Origin of the sequence: Lacimicrobium sp. SS2-24 (assembly GCF_002201535.1) — a bacterium.
GTDB lineage: Bacteria > Pseudomonadota > Gammaproteobacteria > Enterobacterales > Alteromonadaceae > Lacimicrobium.
The window spans coordinates 140,251-158,700 of record NZ_NIWW01000008.1 but is presented as its reverse complement, the minus strand read 5'-3'; the positions used below and the strand labels follow the sequence as shown (position 1 = coordinate 158,700).

General features: G+C 50.4%; 16 protein-coding genes. 4 read left to right on the top strand and 12 right to left on the bottom strand.

From position 1 onward, the window contains the following. Positions 1 to 12 precede the first annotated feature (12 nt). The 5 genes from CCY32_RS13985 to CCY32_RS13965 form a co-directional block, all read right to left on the bottom strand. Positions 13 to 1,008 (bottom strand): DUF4340 domain-containing protein, encoded by a 996-nt coding sequence (locus tag CCY32_RS13985; RefSeq protein WP_088331737.1) that lies wholly within the window; start codon positions 1,006 to 1,008, stop codon positions 13 to 15. Then, complete coding sequence (locus tag CCY32_RS13980) at positions 1,008 to 2,837, bottom strand: Gldg family protein (RefSeq protein WP_088331735.1); 1,830 nt, start codon at positions 2,835 to 2,837, stop codon at positions 1,008 to 1,010. The genes CCY32_RS13985 and CCY32_RS13980 overlap by 1 nt, the downstream gene beginning before the upstream one ends. 6 nt (positions 2,838 to 2,843) lie before the next feature. After that, positions 2,844 to 3,578, bottom strand: a complete 735-nt coding sequence (locus CCY32_RS13975) for an ABC transporter permease subunit (RefSeq protein ID WP_088331733.1) — start codon at positions 3,576 to 3,578, stop codon at positions 2,844 to 2,846. Next, positions 3,578 to 4,501 (bottom strand): ATP-binding cassette domain-containing protein, encoded by a 924-nt coding sequence (locus CCY32_RS13970; protein WP_088331731.1) that lies wholly within the window; start codon positions 4,499 to 4,501, stop codon positions 3,578 to 3,580. Before CCY32_RS13970 ends, CCY32_RS13975 begins: the two co-directional genes overlap by 1 nt. Before the next feature lie 424 nt (positions 4,502 to 4,925). Then, entirely contained in the window at positions 4,926 to 5,531 is a 606-nt protein-coding gene (locus CCY32_RS13965) for a peroxiredoxin C (RefSeq protein WP_088331729.1), read from the bottom strand. A 231-nt stretch (positions 5,532 to 5,762) separates the two neighbouring features. Here CCY32_RS13965 and CCY32_RS13960 point away from each other — a divergent pair, with 231 nt between their 5' ends. Both CCY32_RS13960 and bfr read left to right on the top strand, forming a co-directional pair. Continuing rightward, positions 5,763 to 5,957, top strand: a complete 195-nt coding sequence (locus tag CCY32_RS13960) for a bacterioferritin-associated ferredoxin (RefSeq protein WP_088331727.1) — start codon at positions 5,763 to 5,765, stop codon at positions 5,955 to 5,957. A gap of 100 nt (positions 5,958 to 6,057) precedes the next feature. Further along, positions 6,058 to 6,531, top strand: coding sequence for a bacterioferritin (gene bfr, locus CCY32_RS13955; protein WP_088331725.1), 474 nt, complete (start codon positions 6,058 to 6,060; stop codon positions 6,529 to 6,531). Positions 6,532 to 6,572: 41 nt separating this feature from the next. On the opposite strand, the gene tyrA is transcribed toward bfr, so the two are convergent. The 4 genes from tyrA to CCY32_RS13935 all read right to left on the bottom strand — a co-directional run bounded on the left by tyrA (position 6,573) and on the right by CCY32_RS13935 (position 11,195). Further along, the gene (gene tyrA / locus CCY32_RS13950; protein ID WP_088331723.1) at positions 6,573 to 7,700 is read right to left on the bottom strand and encodes a bifunctional chorismate mutase/prephenate dehydrogenase; all 1,128 of its coding nucleotides are present in this window, start codon (positions 7,698 to 7,700) and stop codon (positions 6,573 to 6,575) included. Positions 7,701 to 7,702: 2 nt separating this feature from the next. Then, a complete protein-coding gene (locus tag CCY32_RS13945; protein ID WP_088331721.1) occupies positions 7,703 to 8,794 on the bottom strand; it encodes a 3-deoxy-7-phosphoheptulonate synthase in 1,092 nt (363 codons plus the stop codon). 268 nt (positions 8,795 to 9,062) lie between these two features. After that, entirely contained in the window at positions 9,063 to 9,638 is a 576-nt protein-coding gene (locus CCY32_RS13940; RefSeq protein WP_088331719.1) for a DNA-J related domain-containing protein, read from the bottom strand. Between the two features lie 24 nt (positions 9,639 to 9,662). Next, positions 9,663 to 11,195: an AbgT family transporter gene (locus tag CCY32_RS13935; protein ID WP_246840625.1), complete on the bottom strand. Its 1,533-nt coding sequence runs from the start codon at positions 11,193 to 11,195 to the stop codon at positions 9,663 to 9,665. A gap of 263 nt (positions 11,196 to 11,458) precedes the next feature. Here CCY32_RS13935 and CCY32_RS13930 point away from each other — a divergent pair, with 263 nt between their 5' ends. Further along, entirely contained in the window at positions 11,459 to 12,925 is a 1,467-nt protein-coding gene (locus CCY32_RS13930) for a diguanylate cyclase (protein ID WP_088331715.1), read from the top strand. Between the two features lie 28 nt (positions 12,926 to 12,953). Further along, on the top strand, positions 12,954 to 13,406 hold the full coding sequence (locus CCY32_RS13925; protein WP_088331713.1) for a YaiI/YqxD family protein: 453 nt from the start codon (positions 12,954 to 12,956) through the stop codon (positions 13,404 to 13,406). 44 nt (positions 13,407 to 13,450) lie between these two features. On the opposite strand, the gene CCY32_RS13920 is transcribed toward CCY32_RS13925, so the two are convergent. The 3 genes from CCY32_RS13920 to CCY32_RS13910 form a co-directional block, all read right to left on the bottom strand. Then, positions 13,451 to 14,365, bottom strand: a complete 915-nt coding sequence (locus CCY32_RS13920; protein ID WP_088331711.1) for a LysR family transcriptional regulator — start codon at positions 14,363 to 14,365, stop codon at positions 13,451 to 13,453. A gap of 92 nt (positions 14,366 to 14,457) precedes the next feature. Continuing rightward, positions 14,458 to 16,461 (bottom strand): excinuclease ABC subunit UvrB, encoded by a 2,004-nt coding sequence (gene uvrB / locus CCY32_RS13915; protein ID WP_088331709.1) that lies wholly within the window; start codon positions 16,459 to 16,461, stop codon positions 14,458 to 14,460. Beyond that, positions 16,458 to 17,777 carry an MATE family efflux transporter gene (locus tag CCY32_RS13910; protein ID WP_088331707.1) on the bottom strand — a complete coding sequence of 440 codons (1,320 nt, stop codon included), beginning with the start codon at positions 17,775 to 17,777 and terminating at the stop codon, positions 16,458 to 16,460. Before CCY32_RS13910 ends, uvrB begins: the two co-directional genes overlap by 4 nt. Between the last annotated feature and the right edge of the window lie 673 nt (positions 17,778 to 18,450).

Genomic DNA, 18,450 nt, shown 5'->3' with positions numbered 1-18,450 from the left:
CGCAGCCCCTCGCTATTGCGAAGGACTGTTTACCGGCAACTTCTCCTGGGACGGGTTTTCCTCGGCCATAAAGTCGGCCTGGCCTTTCAGCAACTGGCCCGCTGAAAACCCTGAGATCTGATAGAAACTGTTTTGCCAGTAGGCCGTTCCGCTTTCCAGCGAATAAGAGACGTAGTACTGTTCCTCAGCCTTTGCCAGGGCGAGTGAAATCTGCCTTCCGTCCTCCAGTTCAATAGTAAAGTCAGCAGCCGGATTAAGGCTGTCCCAGAATCCCTGTTCCGCGTCCACGCGCTCCTCAAAATTGAGTCCCATGAGTGTGCTGACATAGTTTTGCAGCACCCCTTCATAACGCAGTGGCTCGTCAGCATCTCTTTGCTCCAGCACAAACTCACCTTCGGCAGTATCCCGCGTCACTTTCCACGGAGTACCGTCATTGCGGCGAATGCTGAGTACCGAAGATACCCCCATGTCCAGAATAGGCTGACGCATCCAGTCCTGAGCACTGACCGGAACGGATAAGGTCTGATCGATTAACCAGGCCTGGGTGCTGTCGGCAAAACGCACATAATGTCCAAGACCACTGGAGGGTTTATTGCCCACCAGAATCTTCCAGTCTGACGTTTTGGTATAGAGGGTCAGTTCTGCCGGTTCGCCCTGCTCAGAGGACGCCAGTCCGAGCCGGTACAACTGCTCCTGACGCTGTGTTTTGGGCTGCAGTTTTCGGGCATCCACCACATCCTGCAGCAAATCGGCAAGCTTCTGTGTGGATACCGGATAGTATCCGTGACTGCTCATCAGCCACGAATCCCCATCCCGCAACACTTCGATTTTTTCACCACCTGCGGTGAGCAGAACCATTTTATCCACGTTAGCCGCGGCCTCTTCTAACTCCGGTAGCAAAGGCCCACTTTGCAATTCAGCCTGGTTATTCTGAGCATTAATAAGCAGATAACCTGCCAGTAGCCCCAACAATCCAATGAGTAACAAGGAAAACAGGTGTTTTTGCATCACAGACTTCTCCCTTTGGCGGTCCTGAGCAGACGAAACATGGCGCTTAAGATCAACACGAGTAAGATCGGCGCCAGCGCAATATTGATAAATTTAAGCAGGGTTCCCAGCTGCTCAATGTCCTTATCCAGTTGATGCCTGACATCCCGCAAGGCTTTGCGAATATCAATTTTCTGCTGCATAAATTCTTCCAGCATCTGTTGCTGCGATTGCGACAACACCAGAGCACCGGAATCACCGCCCTGCTCCTGTAATTGCGCCAGTTGCTGCTCCGTTTCATCCAGCTGTTGCTGCAAGCGTTTCTCTTGCTCTCGGAAAGATTGCTCAGCCTTGACAGTGAGCGCCTCAACCACTTCAAAAGGTCGCGAGAAGGTGCCACGACTGCGGATACTGATCAACGCCTCACTACCACTCAGGTTTTCAACAGCATTGGTCAGGAAGTCACCATTGTTAGCAAACGGGGTATAAATGGTTTGCCCAAAAAAGTTGGACTGGCTGACCCAGAACCTGTCTGTCAGCAAATCGGTATCCGCCACCAAAATCAGGTTCAGGCTGTCCGTTTGCTGTCGGTGTGAGCCCTCTTCTACTCCCTCAGGCACCGTTTCAAATGCTGAGCGCGCCGGGCCCGACAAACGTGCGGCTAACACATGTTGCTGAGCCTGGGCAAAATCTGCATCGAGTTGGCTGACATCGCGAATCATGGCATAGCGGTTACTGTCGGTAAGCGCCCCTGACTCAGAAGACTGTAACAATGGCTGCCATGCCGTTTGCACCGCATCATCATGAGTCAGATGTCCGAAGGAGGCCCCGTTGATCATATCCAGATCACGGGTGATGACATCATCATCTGCCATCTGCTCTGCCCCCAGCCCCAGAAAACCTAAATGACGGGTTGTTCCGGTCTGCGTCCGAATTTCCAGCCCTGTTGCCGCATCCAGCACAACGTCAGTGGCAGAAAAGGTGACTCCCCAGGCATCCAGTAGCCTTTGCAGGTCAGAACTGTTTGCACCACCCATTGCCGCCATCGGATCGGACTCATGATGGGGGTCAAGGAAAACCAGTGCTTTCCCGCCACTCAGCAGATACTGGTCGATACTGAATAACAGGCTCTCACTGACATTCTGAGGGTGCACCAGCATCAGCACATTGGTATCGTCCGGCACCGCAGTGGCATCCAGCCCCAGTGTTTCCACCTCGTACAGTTGCTGCAACTGGGTCACACTGGTCCAAGGCTGCTCGAAACGTCCAGTCATGGGGTTTTGCCCCCCTTGCACAGAAAGATCGGTGATCAACGTCACCTTCACTTGCTGAGGATCGCTGAGCTGATAAATGAGCTTACTCAACTCATACTCCAGTGTGCTTTCTTTCTGCGGGTCAAAAAACGGTATCACCTTTTCATCATCGTAGGCATTTCGTGCCGCCAGCCCAAGATAAATGGCATCGCCTGCCGCGCCGATGGAGGCAGCGGTAAGACCAAACTGATTGGCCTGGTCTTCCGCCTCTGAGAAGGGCTCCGGATCAACCTTATGCAGAATCAGCTTGCCTCCGGCAATGCTGCTGTATTCTTCCAGCAGGCTCTCTACCCGGCTCGCGTAATTGCGCAGATTGGTCATCCCTTTGGAGGTCTTATCCGAATAAAAAAAGTACAAATGGATAGGCTCATCCAGTTCCCTGAGAATTTGCTTACTGCCGTCGGACAGCGAGTACACCTTATCCTCGGTCAGATCCACCCTGACGCCATCCAGTAGCTGATTATTCAGCAGCACCAGTACAAAAAATACCAGCAGTAACAGTAGTGCCGCCAGTATCGAAGAAAGCTTATTTATCATCCTGTCTTACTCCGCTTTTTTCTGTTCAACCGCAAGCAAGCCTGCATAGAGCCAGATACCAATGACAATCACAAAGTAGCCGACATCATCCAGCGCAATCACCCCTTTGGCCATGGATTCAAAATGGGTGAGAAAACTGAGTGAGGCGAGAGTGTCCAGTAACAGCGGAGACAACCATCCGGTAAATGCATCCAGAACAATGCTGCTGCCGCTTAAAACAAAGATAAAGCACACCACCACAGCCAGAATGAAGGCAACCACCTGACTTTTGGTCAAGGCTGACATGCAGATACCAATGGCCAGAAATGCGCCTGCCATCAGCCAGCTGCCGAGATAGGCGGCAACAATAATGCCGTTATCCGGGCTGCCTAGATAATTAACCGTTAGCCACAGCGGAAACGTCAGGGCCAGTGACAGTCCCAGCACCAGCCATGCGGCGAGGAATTTCCCCAGCATGATTTCGAATATACTCACCGGCAGGGTCATCAGCAGCTCAATCGTGCCGCTTTTGCGCTCTTCTGACCAACTTCGCATGGCTATGGCAGGTACCAGGAACAGATAAAGCCATGGATGGAAATTAAAGAACGGCAACAGATCGGCCTGTCCGCGCTCGTACAAATTGCCAATGTAAAAGCTGAACACGCCACTGAGCATCAGAAAAATCAGAATAAAAACATACGCGACAGGGGTGGCGAAAAAGCTCAGAAACTCCCGCCGGAATATGGTCAATACGTTGCCCATTATGCAGTTACCTCTTCAGTCATTTGTCTGAACACATCATCCAGACGGCCTTGTTCCTGATACAGGGTGTCAACCTGTAAGCCACGATCGCGAATATACGCAGAGACCACCGGCATCAAATCCTGTTCACCTTCAGGAAAAAGTGTCACGCGGCCGTTATGCCGGTCTACTTCCATATCCGCTACCCCGGGCAGCTCGGCCAGTCCGGAAATATCAGTAAGCTGAGTAAAATGCAGGCTGATGGCCTGATAGTAACGGGATTTCTTTTGCAAATCGGCTGGACTGGCATCAAACAGCATGCGTCCGGCGGCAATGATCATGGCCCGGTTGCACACTGCCGTCACCTCCTCCAGGATATGCGTGGAGATAATCACGATCTTGTCTTTTGAGAAATGCTTGATCAGCTCCCGCACCTGATGTTTCTGATTCGGGTCCAGACCATCTGTAGGCTCGTCCAGAATCAGGATATCAGGATCATGGATAATCGCCTGTGCCAGTCCGACGCGCCGTTTAAACCCTTTTGAGAGATTCTCAACAGGACGCCTGAGCACCTCTTCGAGCTGCACCTGCCTGACCACCTCTTCCATGCGTTTATGCTTGAGTTGTCCTTTGAGTCCTCGGATATCGGCAATAAAGCTGAGAAACTCGACAACATTCATATCCCCATAGGCAGGCGCCCCTTCCGGCAGATAGCCGATCTGCTTTTGTATCGCCTTACTGGACTGCTCCATGGACATATCACTGATGCGAATCTCACCACTGCTGGGGGGAAGAAACCCGGTGAGCATCTTCATGGTCGTCGATTTACCCGCGCCGTTGGGGCCTAAGAACCCCACCACGTCGCCCGCTCTGATTTCAAACGACAGATTGTCGACGGCTTTGAAATCACCAAATATTTTTGTGAGTTTGGTTACTGAGATCATAGGATTCCTTACATGATCAAAGAGTTAGAGGTGCCTAAACAGAGGATATATGAGCGACTACGGCTGTACCAGCAACAGTTCCGAGACGTAACGCTGTAATAAACTGGCATCGATGCCATATAGCCTCTGTTTAGATACCGACCTGGTCGGAATATGGGCACCCGTGACAGGAATTCAAGCTTTTGACAGCACATCAATGCTGTTTCCAGTCACTCCATCACGCTGGCGCACCCATGAATCAGACCCCGACTATCCCGGCATACCATCCATCCCTGGATATCGCCGGGAAAACGTTCCCAACAATCCCGGCATACCATCCGTCCTTGGATATCGCCGGGAAAACGTTCCCGACTATCCCGGCATACCATCCGTCCCTGGATATAAAAAAGCCGCGAATCTCTCGCGGCTTTTCAGTCAGCAAGACTTAAAGTTCAGTGCTGTGTTCAGAAAGGTACTTGGCGACACCTTCAGGGCTGGCCTGCATACCATCTTTGCCTTCCTGCCAGCCGGCCGGGCAGACTTCACCATGTTCTTCATGGAAGTTCAGCGCGTCAACCATACGCAGCATTTCATCAACGTTACGGCCCAGAGGGAGATCGTTAACCACCTGGTGGCGCACCACACCTTCTTCATCGATCAGGAAAGAACCACGCAATGCAACACCCGCTTCTGGGTGTTCAACATCAAAGGACTGACAAATTTCGTGCTTAATATCAGCAACCAAAGGATATTTCACTGCACCAATACCGCCGTCGTTTACGGCCGTGTTGCGCCATGCATTGTGGCTGAAGTGAGAATCGATAGATACACCGATAACTTCTACACCGCGCTTCTTAAACTCATCGTAGCGCTTATCAAAGGCGATCAGTTCTGAAGGACAAACAAAAGTGAAATCCAGCGGATAGAAGAAAATGACCGCTTTCTTCCCTTTAATGTTTTCCTTGAGGTTGAAGTTTTCGACAATCTCACCGTTGCCGAGAACGGCGGCAGCGGTAAAGTCTGGGGCGGGACGACCAACTAATACACTCATCATTTTCTCCGTTTTCTTGGTTGTAGAACTGGTAGCTGAGCCATGCCAGCCACCGAAAATAAACTCTAGGATGTATCTAAGTATGGGCGCCAGAGACAAATCCAAGGGAAAAGTTCAGGAATTAATGAAAAAACTCTCGTACACACTCAAACGATAAAAAATTGCACAATCCTGTTGCCTGAAAGCCAAATAACAATTATTATCATTAACACTGACAAAGGAGAATGATTTATGTTTGTGTGTCTTTGCCACGGCATTACCGATAAACACATTGCCAGCGCGGTTCGTGAACAGGGAATCGGCACCATGCGTGAGTTAAGAAAACAACTCGGCGTCGGCAGTCAATGCGGTAAATGTGTGCAATTAGCGCAACAGGTAATCGATAACACCATTATTGATGAATCATTATTCAAAGAAGTGAGCTGACCCTCCTCTCTCGCTCAGCCCAGACGCCCTGACCTTCTTCCCAAGACAGCTGCATCAGAGTTCTCTATACTTACCCACAAACGCCATTGAAGGTAAAATAATGAAAGGTAACAAAGATCTCATCAAACATCTGAATAAGGTGCTCGGCGACCAGCTGGTTGCCATCAATCAATATTTTCTCCACTCACGGATTTTTAAGAACTGGGGATTAAACAAGCTGGCCAGCAAAGAATATCAACATTCCATCTGCGAAATGAAACTGGCGGACGATCTCATGGAACGCATTCTCTTTCTTGACGGCATGCCTAACCTGCAGGACCTGGGGAAACTGCATATTGGTGAAGATACTCAGGAGATGCTCAAATGTGACATGAACATTGAGCAACACGCCCTGACGACCTTACGCAAAGCCATCGACTATGCCGAATCGATTCAGGATTATGTCAGTCGGGATTTACTCAGCAAGGCGCTGGATAAGGAAGAAGAGCAAGTGGATTGGCTGGAGACCCAGTTGCTGCTCATCGAGCAATTGGGCATTGAGAATTACAACCAGTCTCAGGTAGATAAAGACTGAGCAGGAGCCCCATCAAAGAGGGTTTTCCCTCTTTGATGGCATCACGCCCTGTCATCATCAGCCTTGAGCAACAGCTTCTTGCTCTCTACCAGACTTTTCTTAGCGAAATCGCCAAACCATTGGCCAATATGAAAGAACTCCTTAATAAAGGCACCCTTATCGCCCCCTTCTAACACCTCAAGGGCCGCATTGAAACGCTGCTGAAAACGCCGCAACAACGCCACACTCTCTTTACTGTTAAAAATAATGTCAGCATACAGATCCGGTGACTGAGCAAAGAGTCTGCCCACCATAGCCAGTTCCAAACGGTAGATAGGCGAGCTGAACTGGATCAATTTCTCCAGCGGCGGATTCTCTCCGGCGAGGTGCGCCCCGTACACAAAAGAGCAGAAATGCCGCATCACCTGAATAAACGCCATGGCATCATCGTGTTCTTTTGCCGTGGAGGTATTGAGAATGGCACCCCAACTGCGCATCTGTTCTAACAACCACTGGTAGCGCTGGGGGTATCGCCCCTCGCATACCACCACCACTTGCTTGACCAGACTGGAGACATCCGGTCCAAACATCGGATGCAGACCCAGCACGGCGCCAGGATGTTTGTCTAACATTGCCGTTAGTGGGCCAGTCTTGGTACTGGTAATATCAACCAGCAAGCAGTCTTTGGGCAATGGCGGCAGGCTGCGAATGATGTGTTCGGTGAGCTTCATCGGCACAGAAATCAACACCATACCCGCATCGGCCAGAATGGATGGCGCCGACTCCCAGTCCTCTTTTTCCAGCACGCAGACCTGGTAACCGCTGCGCTCAAACATCTCAGTAAATACCGAGCCCAGCGCACCGCGCCCACCCACCACGACCACCTTGCCAAGGTTGGGGTTGGTGCACTGATAACGCACATGCTGGGTCTGATAAGACTCGCGCATGATGCGGCGCAGCAGGTCCTCTATCAAATCTCCTGAAAGGCCTAATTCTTCGGCTTCTGCTCGACGCTTTTGCAGCAGCTGCGCTTCGCGATCAGGGACGTAAATCGGTAATCCCACGCGACTTTTTATCTCGCCCACTTGTTTGGTCACAGCAAGACGTTTACCCAGCAAGGCGACCAGCTGACTGTCCAGCTCATCGATTTGCTGACGCAAGCCAGAAAGAGGATCTGTATCCGAGCTCATGGTTATACCGCCCGCTCCATTTTTTTCATTCGCATGGGTAACACGGTGATCAGCTTATCACGCACTTTCTTGAGTAACTGTGAGGTGGTTTGCCAGTCAATACAGGCATCCGTAATGGACACCCCATACTGTAAATCCTTCAGTTGCTTGCTCTCGCTGCTTTGGTTTCCTTCATGCAGGTGACTCTCCAGCATAATACCAATAATTGACTGGTTACCTTCGAGGATCTGGTTCATGACATTTGCCGCCACCAGTGGCTGCCGACGGTAGTCCTTATTAGAATTGGCATGACTGCAATCCACCACCAGTCCAGCGCTAAGGCCAGCTTTTTGCATCTCTTCTTCACATTCGGCAACGCAGACAGAATCATAGTTAGGCTGCTTGCCGCCGCGCAGAATAATATGACCATCAGGATTCCCCTGAGTTTGAATCATACTCACCTGCCCCTGCTTATTGATGCCCATAAAGCTGTGACCGGAAGCCGCGGATTTGAGCGCGTTAATAGGAATATCCAGGCTACCATCGGTGCCATTTTTAAATCCTACAGGCATGGATAAGCCACTGGCCATCTCGCGATGAGTCTGCGACTCCGATGTCCTGGCACCGATGGCTGCCCAGGAAAACAGTTCAGACAAATATTGCGGACTGATTGGATCTAAGGCTTCTGTTGCCACGGGTAACTGCAACTCTGACAGCCAGATCAACAATTCTCTGGCTTTACGCAGTCCGGTCTCAATATCGAAACTGCCATCAAGATGGGGATCATTGATCAGGCCCTTCCAACCTACCGTGGTTCTGGGTTTTTCAAAATAGACCCGCATCACAATGTACAGACTGTCTTTCGTCTCTTCGTGCAGCTCTTTAAGCTTGAGTGCATACTCTTTTGCGGCTTCCACATCATGAATAGAACAAGGCCCGCTGACAACCAGCAAACGGTGGTCGCGACGATGAATGATATCTGCAATGGTGGAACGGGATTGCTGAATGATATTCAGCGCGGATTCACTGACCGGCAACGCCTGCGCCAGCTCATCCGGCGTAATCAGTACTTGTTCACCGGACACGTGAACATTATTAATGGCGTCTTTTAACATAACAACACTACCTGAATTGTAATTGGAAAATAAATAAAGGATGACAACAGAAAGTATGACACCGACTTGGAAAAGTGGTGAGGAAAGATCAGCGGTATCGGGACGTCTTCAGCAAGCTCCGTAACGTTTTCTTTACTTTCATTTCTCGTTTAAATATATACAAGGGATTGACTTTTTATCATCACGCAAACTGATTGGCAAGTATTGTTCCTGAATCGCCAGTAAATATTACCTCAATGCAGGGCCTGTACTCCCTGTGGCGCACGACTCACATCAGTTTCCGGTAAGCGTTGTTAAGTTGCTGGGTGATTGCGGCATCACCACCTTTATCCGGATGATGACGATGGATCAGAATGCGGTACTGCCTGCGTATTTGTGCCTGCGTGGCATTGCCCGGCAGTTCAAGGACTGATAACGCCTCAGTGCGCTCCTGCTCACTGATCTGACCGGCCATTCGCAACCAGAAATCGTTAAGCAATGCATTGACATCATCTGTGCCGGTCTTTTCAAACTGGTTCCAATCCAGATAGTAGTCAGCCAGTGAATCGGTGTCAGTGAGCCCCGCTTTACCCTGACTATATGGCAACAGACGGATAGAGAGTGCGCTGATAGCCAGATCAGCCAATTGTTCGGCACGCAGTTGCTGACGCAACTGGTAAAGCTGATTAAAGAGGTAGAAATGGGCCTGAAACAAACTGAGCGAATCGGAAAAATTCACCTTCTCGCTCAGTACGCCGTATTCGGGTTGTTGCAGGCGGGTGATTAAGGCGTGTTCACTGATCCCCTGCGGATGCTCACACAGTAATTGATGCAGTATATCGGTAATGTCAGGAGGCTGACCCATTATCAGCCTCCATCAGCAGGTAACTCAGGGAGCCGGATACACATAGCTGGCCTGTATCCCTAAAGGAATACCCAACGCCCAGTAAATCAACAGGAATGCCGTCCATGCGATGATAATACAGATTGAAAAGGGCAACATCAGCGACAACAAGGTGCCAATCCCGGTACTTTTCACATAACGCTGACAGTACACCACTACCAGCGGAAAGTATGGCATCAGCGGGGTAATGATGTTGGATGAAGAGTCCCCCAGACGGTATGCCGCCTGCGTCAGGTCCGGAGAGATATTCAACTGCATCAGCATGGGCACAAAGATGGGTCCCAGCAATGCCCATTTTGCCGAAGCGGAACCCACAAACAGGTTCACAAAGGCGGTCAGAAATACCAGACCGACAATGGTCACCATACTCGGTAGCTGCAGCGTCTTGAGCAGCTGTGCGCCCTCGATGGCCAGTAAAGCCCCAAGGTTAGATTTACCGAAGGCATCGATGAATAAGGCGCAGAAGAACGCCATGACAACATAGTAACTCATGCTGCCCATGGATTTACTCATCGCGCCAATCACATCTTTACTGGATTTAAAGGTCCCGGCCAGATACCCATACACCACTCCTGGCAGGATAAAAAGCAGGAAAATAAGAGGAACGATACTGTGCATCAACGGCGCAGAAAAAGACGCCAGCTTGCCATCCGGTGCACGCAGGGCGGAATCTTCTGGCCATACTGCCATAACCAGTAACACAATGCCTATCAGCATAGTGAGCCCGGCAAAACGCAGGGCGGTGAGTTCTTTTTTCCCAAGTTCATCAAACTTAGGGATCTCATCCGGATCTCCGTCCACTGGCGTATCTTTTAATCTGGGCTCAATCACCTTATCCGTCAGCCACCAGCCCAATAAAATAATCAATATGCTGGAGGCACCGGTGAAAAACCAGTTGTTCAGGGGATTGATCTGAATATTCGGGTCAATAATCTGTGCGGCGCTTTGGGTAAAGCTCTGTAGCAAAGGATCGATAGCCGACGGCACAAAGTTGGCACTGAATCCACCGCTCACGCCAGCAAACGCCGCCGCGATCCCCGCCAAAGGGTGGCGGCCCATTGCATAGAAAATTACACCGGCAAGGGGAATAACCAGCACATAACCGGCGTCTGTGGCGGTATGACTGACAATCGCCACCAGAATAATAGACGGCGTGAGCAACATCTTGGGCGTGGAGTCGAGCATACGTTTAAGGCCGGCATTGATAAAACCCGAGTGCTCCGCCACACCCACACCCAGCATGGCCACTAACACCACGCCTAAGGGGGCAAATCCAGTGAAAATGGTCACCATGCGGGACAAGAAGTCAGCCAGGCTCGCGCCGGTAAGCAGGTTATTAACCACCACCGGCGCATCGGTTCTTGGGTCTATGGCACTGAAGCTGCTGCCTGACAACAGTGCAGACAGCACCCATACAATGATCAGACTGATCAGAAATATTACTGCCGGATCCGGCAGTTTGTTACCCACCCGCTCAATCTTATCCAGTGCGCGACTGGTCCAGTTAGTTGTACTCACCGGAGGCTCTCCCTTAATTATTGTTATGGTTTTTAATCTTGTTTTTACAGGCAGCATAAACTGCCATAATGGCGTCAGTTTGCCATAGTCCAGGTACCACCGCCATACCGCAGATACACGACTTCAGTGACTTATGCTGCCTTAACTCAGGCAAAAGACTTGATTGATAATGACTTAGATCACACACTAAAGAAAAACGCTGAATAACATCGACATGCCTGATAACCAGATGTGCTCTGTTCTGCGAGAAAGTAAGCGAAACTGTGAAAGCGCTTAACCGGATCGCCGCCCTAACCTACAACGTGTTGTTGTTGGCTTGCCTGTACCTGATGCCTTACCAGCAGGCACATTCGACACCCGAAGGGGATGATGCCCAAACAATCAGCCGCACGCCAAGCGTTATAACCTATTGCATCGATCCTGATTGGCTACCCTATGAGGCCATTGAACAGGGACAACACATCGGCATGTCCTCAGGCTATGTACAAAGGTTAGCCGAACGCAGTGGACTCAATCTGCAGTTCAAGCCCACGCAATCCTGGCGTGAAACCCTCAGATTGCTCCGTGAAGGGTCCTGTCATCTCTCTCCAATGCTCAACAAAAGCCCACAGCGACAAACGTTTTTAGCCTTCAGTGATGTGTATTTTTATGCGCCCAATGTACTGGTTTCCCGCCGCAGCGAACCTTTTTTACAGGGGTTTGAACAAGTTGGTGAGCGGCGTGTCGCCATTCCCCGAGGCTACCGTCTGTTAGAGTATTTGGAACGCCACTTTCCCACTCTGAATGTGGTTGAAGTTGAGAGCGAAAAAGCGGGTCTGATGGCGGTAGCTGAAGGGGAGGCTGAAATATTCGTCGGCTCGCTGTATTCAGTCAACGCTTATGTGCAGCAACAGGCGCTGCTGGATCTCAAGATCAATGGCTGGGCATGGCCTCAGGATGAACTGAGAATGGCGGTCATTCCCTCTTTGGCGGGTCTGCTGCCCAAAATTAACAAGGCATTGAGCGAACTGAGCGAAGCCGATCACCTGGCAATACAGAAAAAATGGAATAATATTCGCGTCATCGAAAACCACAACTATACCCTTGCCTGGCAACTGGCATTCTTTACGCTTGTGATCATTGGTTTGTTGGCTTCCTGGAACCTGCTGATTCGTCGCTACAACCGCAAGCTGGAAGTTAAGAACAGTCAGCTGGAAGCACTTAAAGCAGAGCTGGAAGATTCCAATAAGGAGCTGGAGTTCCTCTCCAATCATGATCCACTGACCAAATTATATAACCGCCACTTTTTCAGCGCCCACCTCAAACCCGATAATCGCAGCAACAGCGCCGAACAGCGCTGCAGCCTTATCCTTTTGGATATCGATCATTTTAAAGAAATTAATGACCAATATGGCCATAATAGCGGTGATAGCGTGCTACAGGAATTGTCCTCCATTTTGTGCCAGTGTGTCCGGGAACAGGATGTGGTGGGCCGTTGGGGAGGAGAAGAGTTTGTGATCCTCAGCCAGCAGGACTGCCTTGACGATGCTTATGAGCTGGCAAAACGCATAGCAGGGCGCATTCGCGCCACGACATTCTCTGTGGATAAACCGGTGACCTGCAGCTTTGGGATCGCCCGCTTACAGGCCGGTGAGGCAATGACAAATTGCTTTGAAAGAGCAGATAAAGCCCTCTATCGGGCGAAAAAGCAGGGACGCGACTGCATCTGCATTGACGATGAACAGGAGTAAGATAAGAAAATGATCAGTAAGGTGTGTCATGACAATCTGGGTTGATGCCGACGCCTGCCCTGTGGCCATAAAAGAAATCCTGTTCAGGGCGGCGGAGCGGACGCAAACAGACACTATTTTGGTGGCGAATCAGCCAATGCGCACCCCACCCGGACGCTTCGTACGCTCAATGCAGGTATCCTCGGGGTTTGATGTGGCGGATGATGAAATCGTTCGTCGGACTCAAGCCGGTGATTTAATCATTACCAGTGACATTCCGCTGGCTGCCGAGGTGATCGAGAAAGATGCCTTAGTATTGAGTCCGCGAGGAGAGTGGCTGGACAAAAGCAATGTACGCCAGCGCCTTAACATTCGTGATTTTATGGACACCATGCGGGCCAGTGGTGTGCAAACTGGCGGTCCCCCGCCACTCAGCCAGTCTGACAAGCAAGCCTTTGCCAACAAACTGGATGCCTACCTCACCCGCAGTAAAGCATCATAAGCATTCCGCCATAAAGGTGCGAACACCGGGCTACGCCGATTAGGTTATTCTTGCTGTGCGAAGTAGTTCAGTTCACGAATACAGTGTTTCAACACCGGATTGAGAATGGTGTTTTTTCCATTGATGGCAAAGAATTCATGGCTAAAGCGAAAGGCATCGCCGCCAATGGCCACCAGACCCAGTCCCGGTGCATGACTCTGCACCAGCGCATCGGGCAACAATCCCAGGTAATTACCGGTCAGCACCGCAGAAAGACAAGATTCATAGGAATCGGAGAAGGTGTGAATCGCCATGCGCTGCTGCTCATTCACATAATTGGATGACGACAGTCCCGTGATCCCCACAGAAGCATAGTCTTCAAGCCGCACCGAATCGGGAAACCCCTCTGTGTACTTGGCCAGCGGATGAGATTCATGGCAATACAAATGTCCTGTGTTACTGACCCCCAGGGGATGGAACACCAGTGATTCAGGCTTAACCATATCATAGCTGGAGACCACCAGATGACACTCGCCGGATAGCGCCACATGCTCAATTTCATTGTACAGGCGCGTCTGGATATTAAAGTGAATATCATCAAACTTCTGCATGGTACTTTTAACCGCTTTACTTACCGCCTGAGACAAACGCAGGGGTAAACTGGACATCAGTACCAGTGTGATATGACCGGAAAAGTCATCGTGCAGACTCTTGAGATTGAACACAAAGTTATCGAAGGCATTAAAGATGCGTTTGGTTTCCTGGAATACCACTTCGCCTTCTTTGGTCATCTGAAACCCACCGCGCCCACGGTGACACAGAACAAGATCAAGGCGCTCTTCAAGTTTTTTAATGGCGGCACTGATATTGGGGCGTTGCATTCGCAGCACTGGTTCAGCGGCAGTGAAACCGTTGCAGGAGGCTACCGCGTAAAATACCCGCAGGAGCTTGATATCGGATTCTTGAAGTCTGTTGAGCATAGTTTCCAGATCTTGTTATAGGTATGCCAAAACATACTACACCCGTTCTTGGTATGGATGCAAACAGTTATCAAACTGGACAGTGCGTCACCTCAGGACATTGCCACTAACTGCTGTCGCAAGGCTTCAACCTCATCGCGCAAGGCCGCAGCCTGCTCGAATTCCAGGTTCTTGGCATGCTCAAACATTTTCGCCTCAATGGTACCGATCTGCTGCATAATATCGTCAGCGGAGCGGAACTGGTAACCCTGCTCGGCTTCTGCCACTTTGCGTCGCTTGTTAGATACCCAACTGCCACCCAGATCCATCACATCGGTCACAGACTTGTTAAGGCTGGTGGGCGTGATCCCATGCTCGAGATTATGCGCAATTTGTTTATCCCGACGCCGCTGCGTTTCATCAATAGCCCGCTGCATAGAGCCGGTAATTCTGTCGCCATATAGGATAGCCTTACCGTTGAGATGACGGGCGGCACGCCCGATGGTCTGAATAAGCGAACGCTCAGAGCGCAGGAAGCCCTCCTTGTCTGCATCCAGAATCGCCACCAGTGACACTTCGGGCATGTCCAGACCTTCTCGCAGCAGGTTAATACCCACCAGCACATCAAACTTACCCAGGCGCAGATCACGGATGATCTCCATTCGTTCTACCGTATCAATATCCGAATGAAGATAACGCACCTTAACACCATGCTCATCCAGATAATCACTCAGATCTTCTGCCATGCGTTTAGTCAGTGTGGTCACCAGAACCCGCTCATCCACGGCCACACGACTGCGGATTTCCGAGAGCAAATCATCCACCTGAGTAGCCACTGGCCTGACTTCAATTTCCGGATCGATAAGTCCGGTGGGACGCACGACCTGTTCCACTACCTCGCCATCCGATTTGTCCAGTTCATAGTTACCCGGGGTGGCAGAAACATAGATGGTCTGCGGTGATAACGCCTCAAACTCATCAAACTTCAGCGGTCGGTTATCCAGCGCTGATGGCAGGCGAAAACCATACTCCACCAGCGTTTCTTTGCGCGAGCGATCGCCTTTATACATGGCGCCAATCTGCGAGACGGTGACATGAGATTCATCAATAAATAACAATCCGTCGGCCGGAAAATAATCAATCAGAGTTGGTGGGGGTTCGCCCGGCGCACGTCCTGAAAGGTAGCGGGAATAGTTTTCGATGCCCGAGCAATACCCCAGTTCCAGCATCATTTCTATATCAAACTGGGTGCGCTGACTGATACGCTGCTCTTCAATCAGTTTATTCACCGACTTGAGTTGCTCGCGACGATCTTTAAGTTCCAGCTTAATGTGTTCGATGGCCTCCAGAATTTTCTCTCGCGGCGTCACATAGTGGGTTTTCGGGAAAACCGTGGCTCTGACAACCGTGCGCTCAACGGCACCGGTAAGCGGGTCAAACAGACTGATTTTTTCGATCTCTTCGTCGAACAGTTCAACCCGAATTCCCTCACGCTCAGAATCGGCCGGGAAAATGTCAATCACGTCTCCACGTACCCTGAAGGTGCCACGCTCAAAATTCACATCGTTGCGGGTATACTGCAGCTCAGCCAATCGGCGCAGAACGTCGCGCTGATCCATCAGATCACCCTGGCGCAGGTGTAACAGCATCTTCATGTAGGATTCAGGATCGCCCAGTCCGTATATGGCAGAGACACTGGAAACGATAACCACATCCCGACGCTCCATCAGCGCCTTGGTAGCGGATAGTCGCATCTGTTCGATATGGTCATTAATGGAAGCGTCCTTTTCAATAAAGGTATCCGTGGTGGGCACATACGCTTCAGGCTGATAGTAATCGTAATAGGAAACAAAGTATTCCACCGCGTTATTTGGAAAGAACTCCTTCATCTCACCATACAACTGGGCGGCCAAAGTTTTATTATGCGCCAGGATCAGCGTAGGTCGCTGTACGTCTTTGATCACGCTGGCCATGGTAAAAGTCTTGCCGGAGCCTGTCACCCCCAGCAAGGTTTGACTCGCCAGGCCATCGTTGAGCCCTTCAACCAGGGCTTCTATGGCTTTGGGCTGATCGCCCGCCGGCTGATAAGACGATACCAGTTCAAATCCTCTGCTCATTGCGCCTCTGCCTGAATCTGTTGATCATGAAGTTGCTGTTCAAATGCCAATCGCCGTCTGAACCACAGGAACGCCACACTGGCCGTCATCAAATTTGCCAGAATGCCGGCCCAGAACATCCCGGTCAGTCCAAATAAAAGACTGCCCAGATAAGACACCGGAACAAAAAACACGAATAACCTTAGTATGCTAAGCCACAACGCACTCATTGGCCGGTGCAGTGCATTGAACGATGAGTTAGTCAGAATAATCACGCCTTGCAGACCATACCCCAAAGGTACTATTAACAAAAATAATTGGATCAGCTCGGCCACCTCCTGTTCCTCGGCAAACGCCATCGCAATATAAGGCGACGCCAACCATAGCAGTGCAAAGACCAGCAATTGCCAGACCAGCACAAAGCTGATGCACAGACGGTAAGCCTGCCGGACCCGTTGCAGATTACCGGCACCATAGTTCTGACTGATAAATGGGGGCAGGCTCATAGACAGTGCGAGGATCACGATGGAAGCAATCGACTCCAGACGGTTCCCCACCCCCCAGGTCGCCACAGCCTCAGCACCATAAGTGGCAACAATCGCGGTAAGTATGCCATTGGCGATAGGCGTGAGCATATTGGCGCCCGCAGCCGGCAAACCAATTTTAAGGATGCTAGCGCTGGTGAGCCTGAATTCATCCAAAGTCAGTAAGCGCGGTAAAATTAATTGCCGTTTATGCACGAGCAAATACAGTATGTAAGCACAGCCACTGCCCCAGGCGATCATCGTCGCAATTGCTGCACCCTGAATGCCCAGTGCCGGAATCGGTCCCCAGCCAAAAATAAGCAGCGGGTCCAGCAGCGCGTTAATCAGCCCCCCGGCGGCCATAATGATGCTTGGCGTCTTGGTATCTCCGGCGGCGCGCAACACCGCATTACCCACCATGGGAAAGGCAAGAAATACCCCGGCCAGGTACCAGATATGCATGTAATCGCGGATGTGCACCATCTGCCCGTCAGTGGCGCCGAGTAAGCGAAAGACAGGCTCGATGGTAATAAAGCCAATCAGCGCCAGACTGCCCACCAAAAGCAGTGACAGCATCAGCGCACCGGTACCAAACTCTTTGGCTAAATGGGCTTTACCTGAACCGAGGTAGCGTGCAATCGTGGCAGAGGCACCAATGCCCAGACCAATATTCAGGCTAATCAGGGTAAAGGTGACCGGAAAGGTAAAACTGATGGCGGCAAGCTCTTCTGTGCCCAGCAAACTAACAAAAAAGGTATCGACCAGGCCAAAGGTCATCAGCATCACCATGCCCAGAATCATAGGCACAGTCATCCGACGTAATGTGCTGGGAATCGGACTGTTCAATAGATCCGCTTTGGGCGTCTGGCTCACTCAATCACTCTTGGCGTTTATGGAGGCGCTATGATAGGTGACTGCAATCAAGAAAACCATGACTTGTTCGACAGCCCCACGCTCAGTCAGGCTCAGTTGCATCTTTACATCAGCCCGGCATTCAACCCAACTACATCGATAAAAAGCTGTTTTAGCGGAAGTTTTATGCAACAAAGGCATAAATAACTAACAAGCCAGTGGAATAATCCATCGGAAGCGGAGGAAATTATTCCGGCCACCCCGAAGAAAATTTCATCCCATTGTTTTTATTGAATATTTTTAATTTTTCTTAAATTTTAAAAGATCACTATTGACAGTATGGAAATGATCAGGCCGGTCAATCTATGGGTTTCATCAACATAGTTATCCACAGATTTAGTGGATAACTTCATACTCACCAATACTTGTGCCTGTTGTGCCAGAGTGTGGACAAATTTATGTGAGTCGACACTAACCTTATGCACCGGATAGCCATGTTACACTTTTGTTAAAACCTGTTTATCCATACAGATAACAAGCAAATTATAATAACAAAATAGAATAGCTAACGAGTTTTATATGCAATCGATATCAGGCATCTATACCTCCCTGAATAACCGGGAAAATGGTTCGA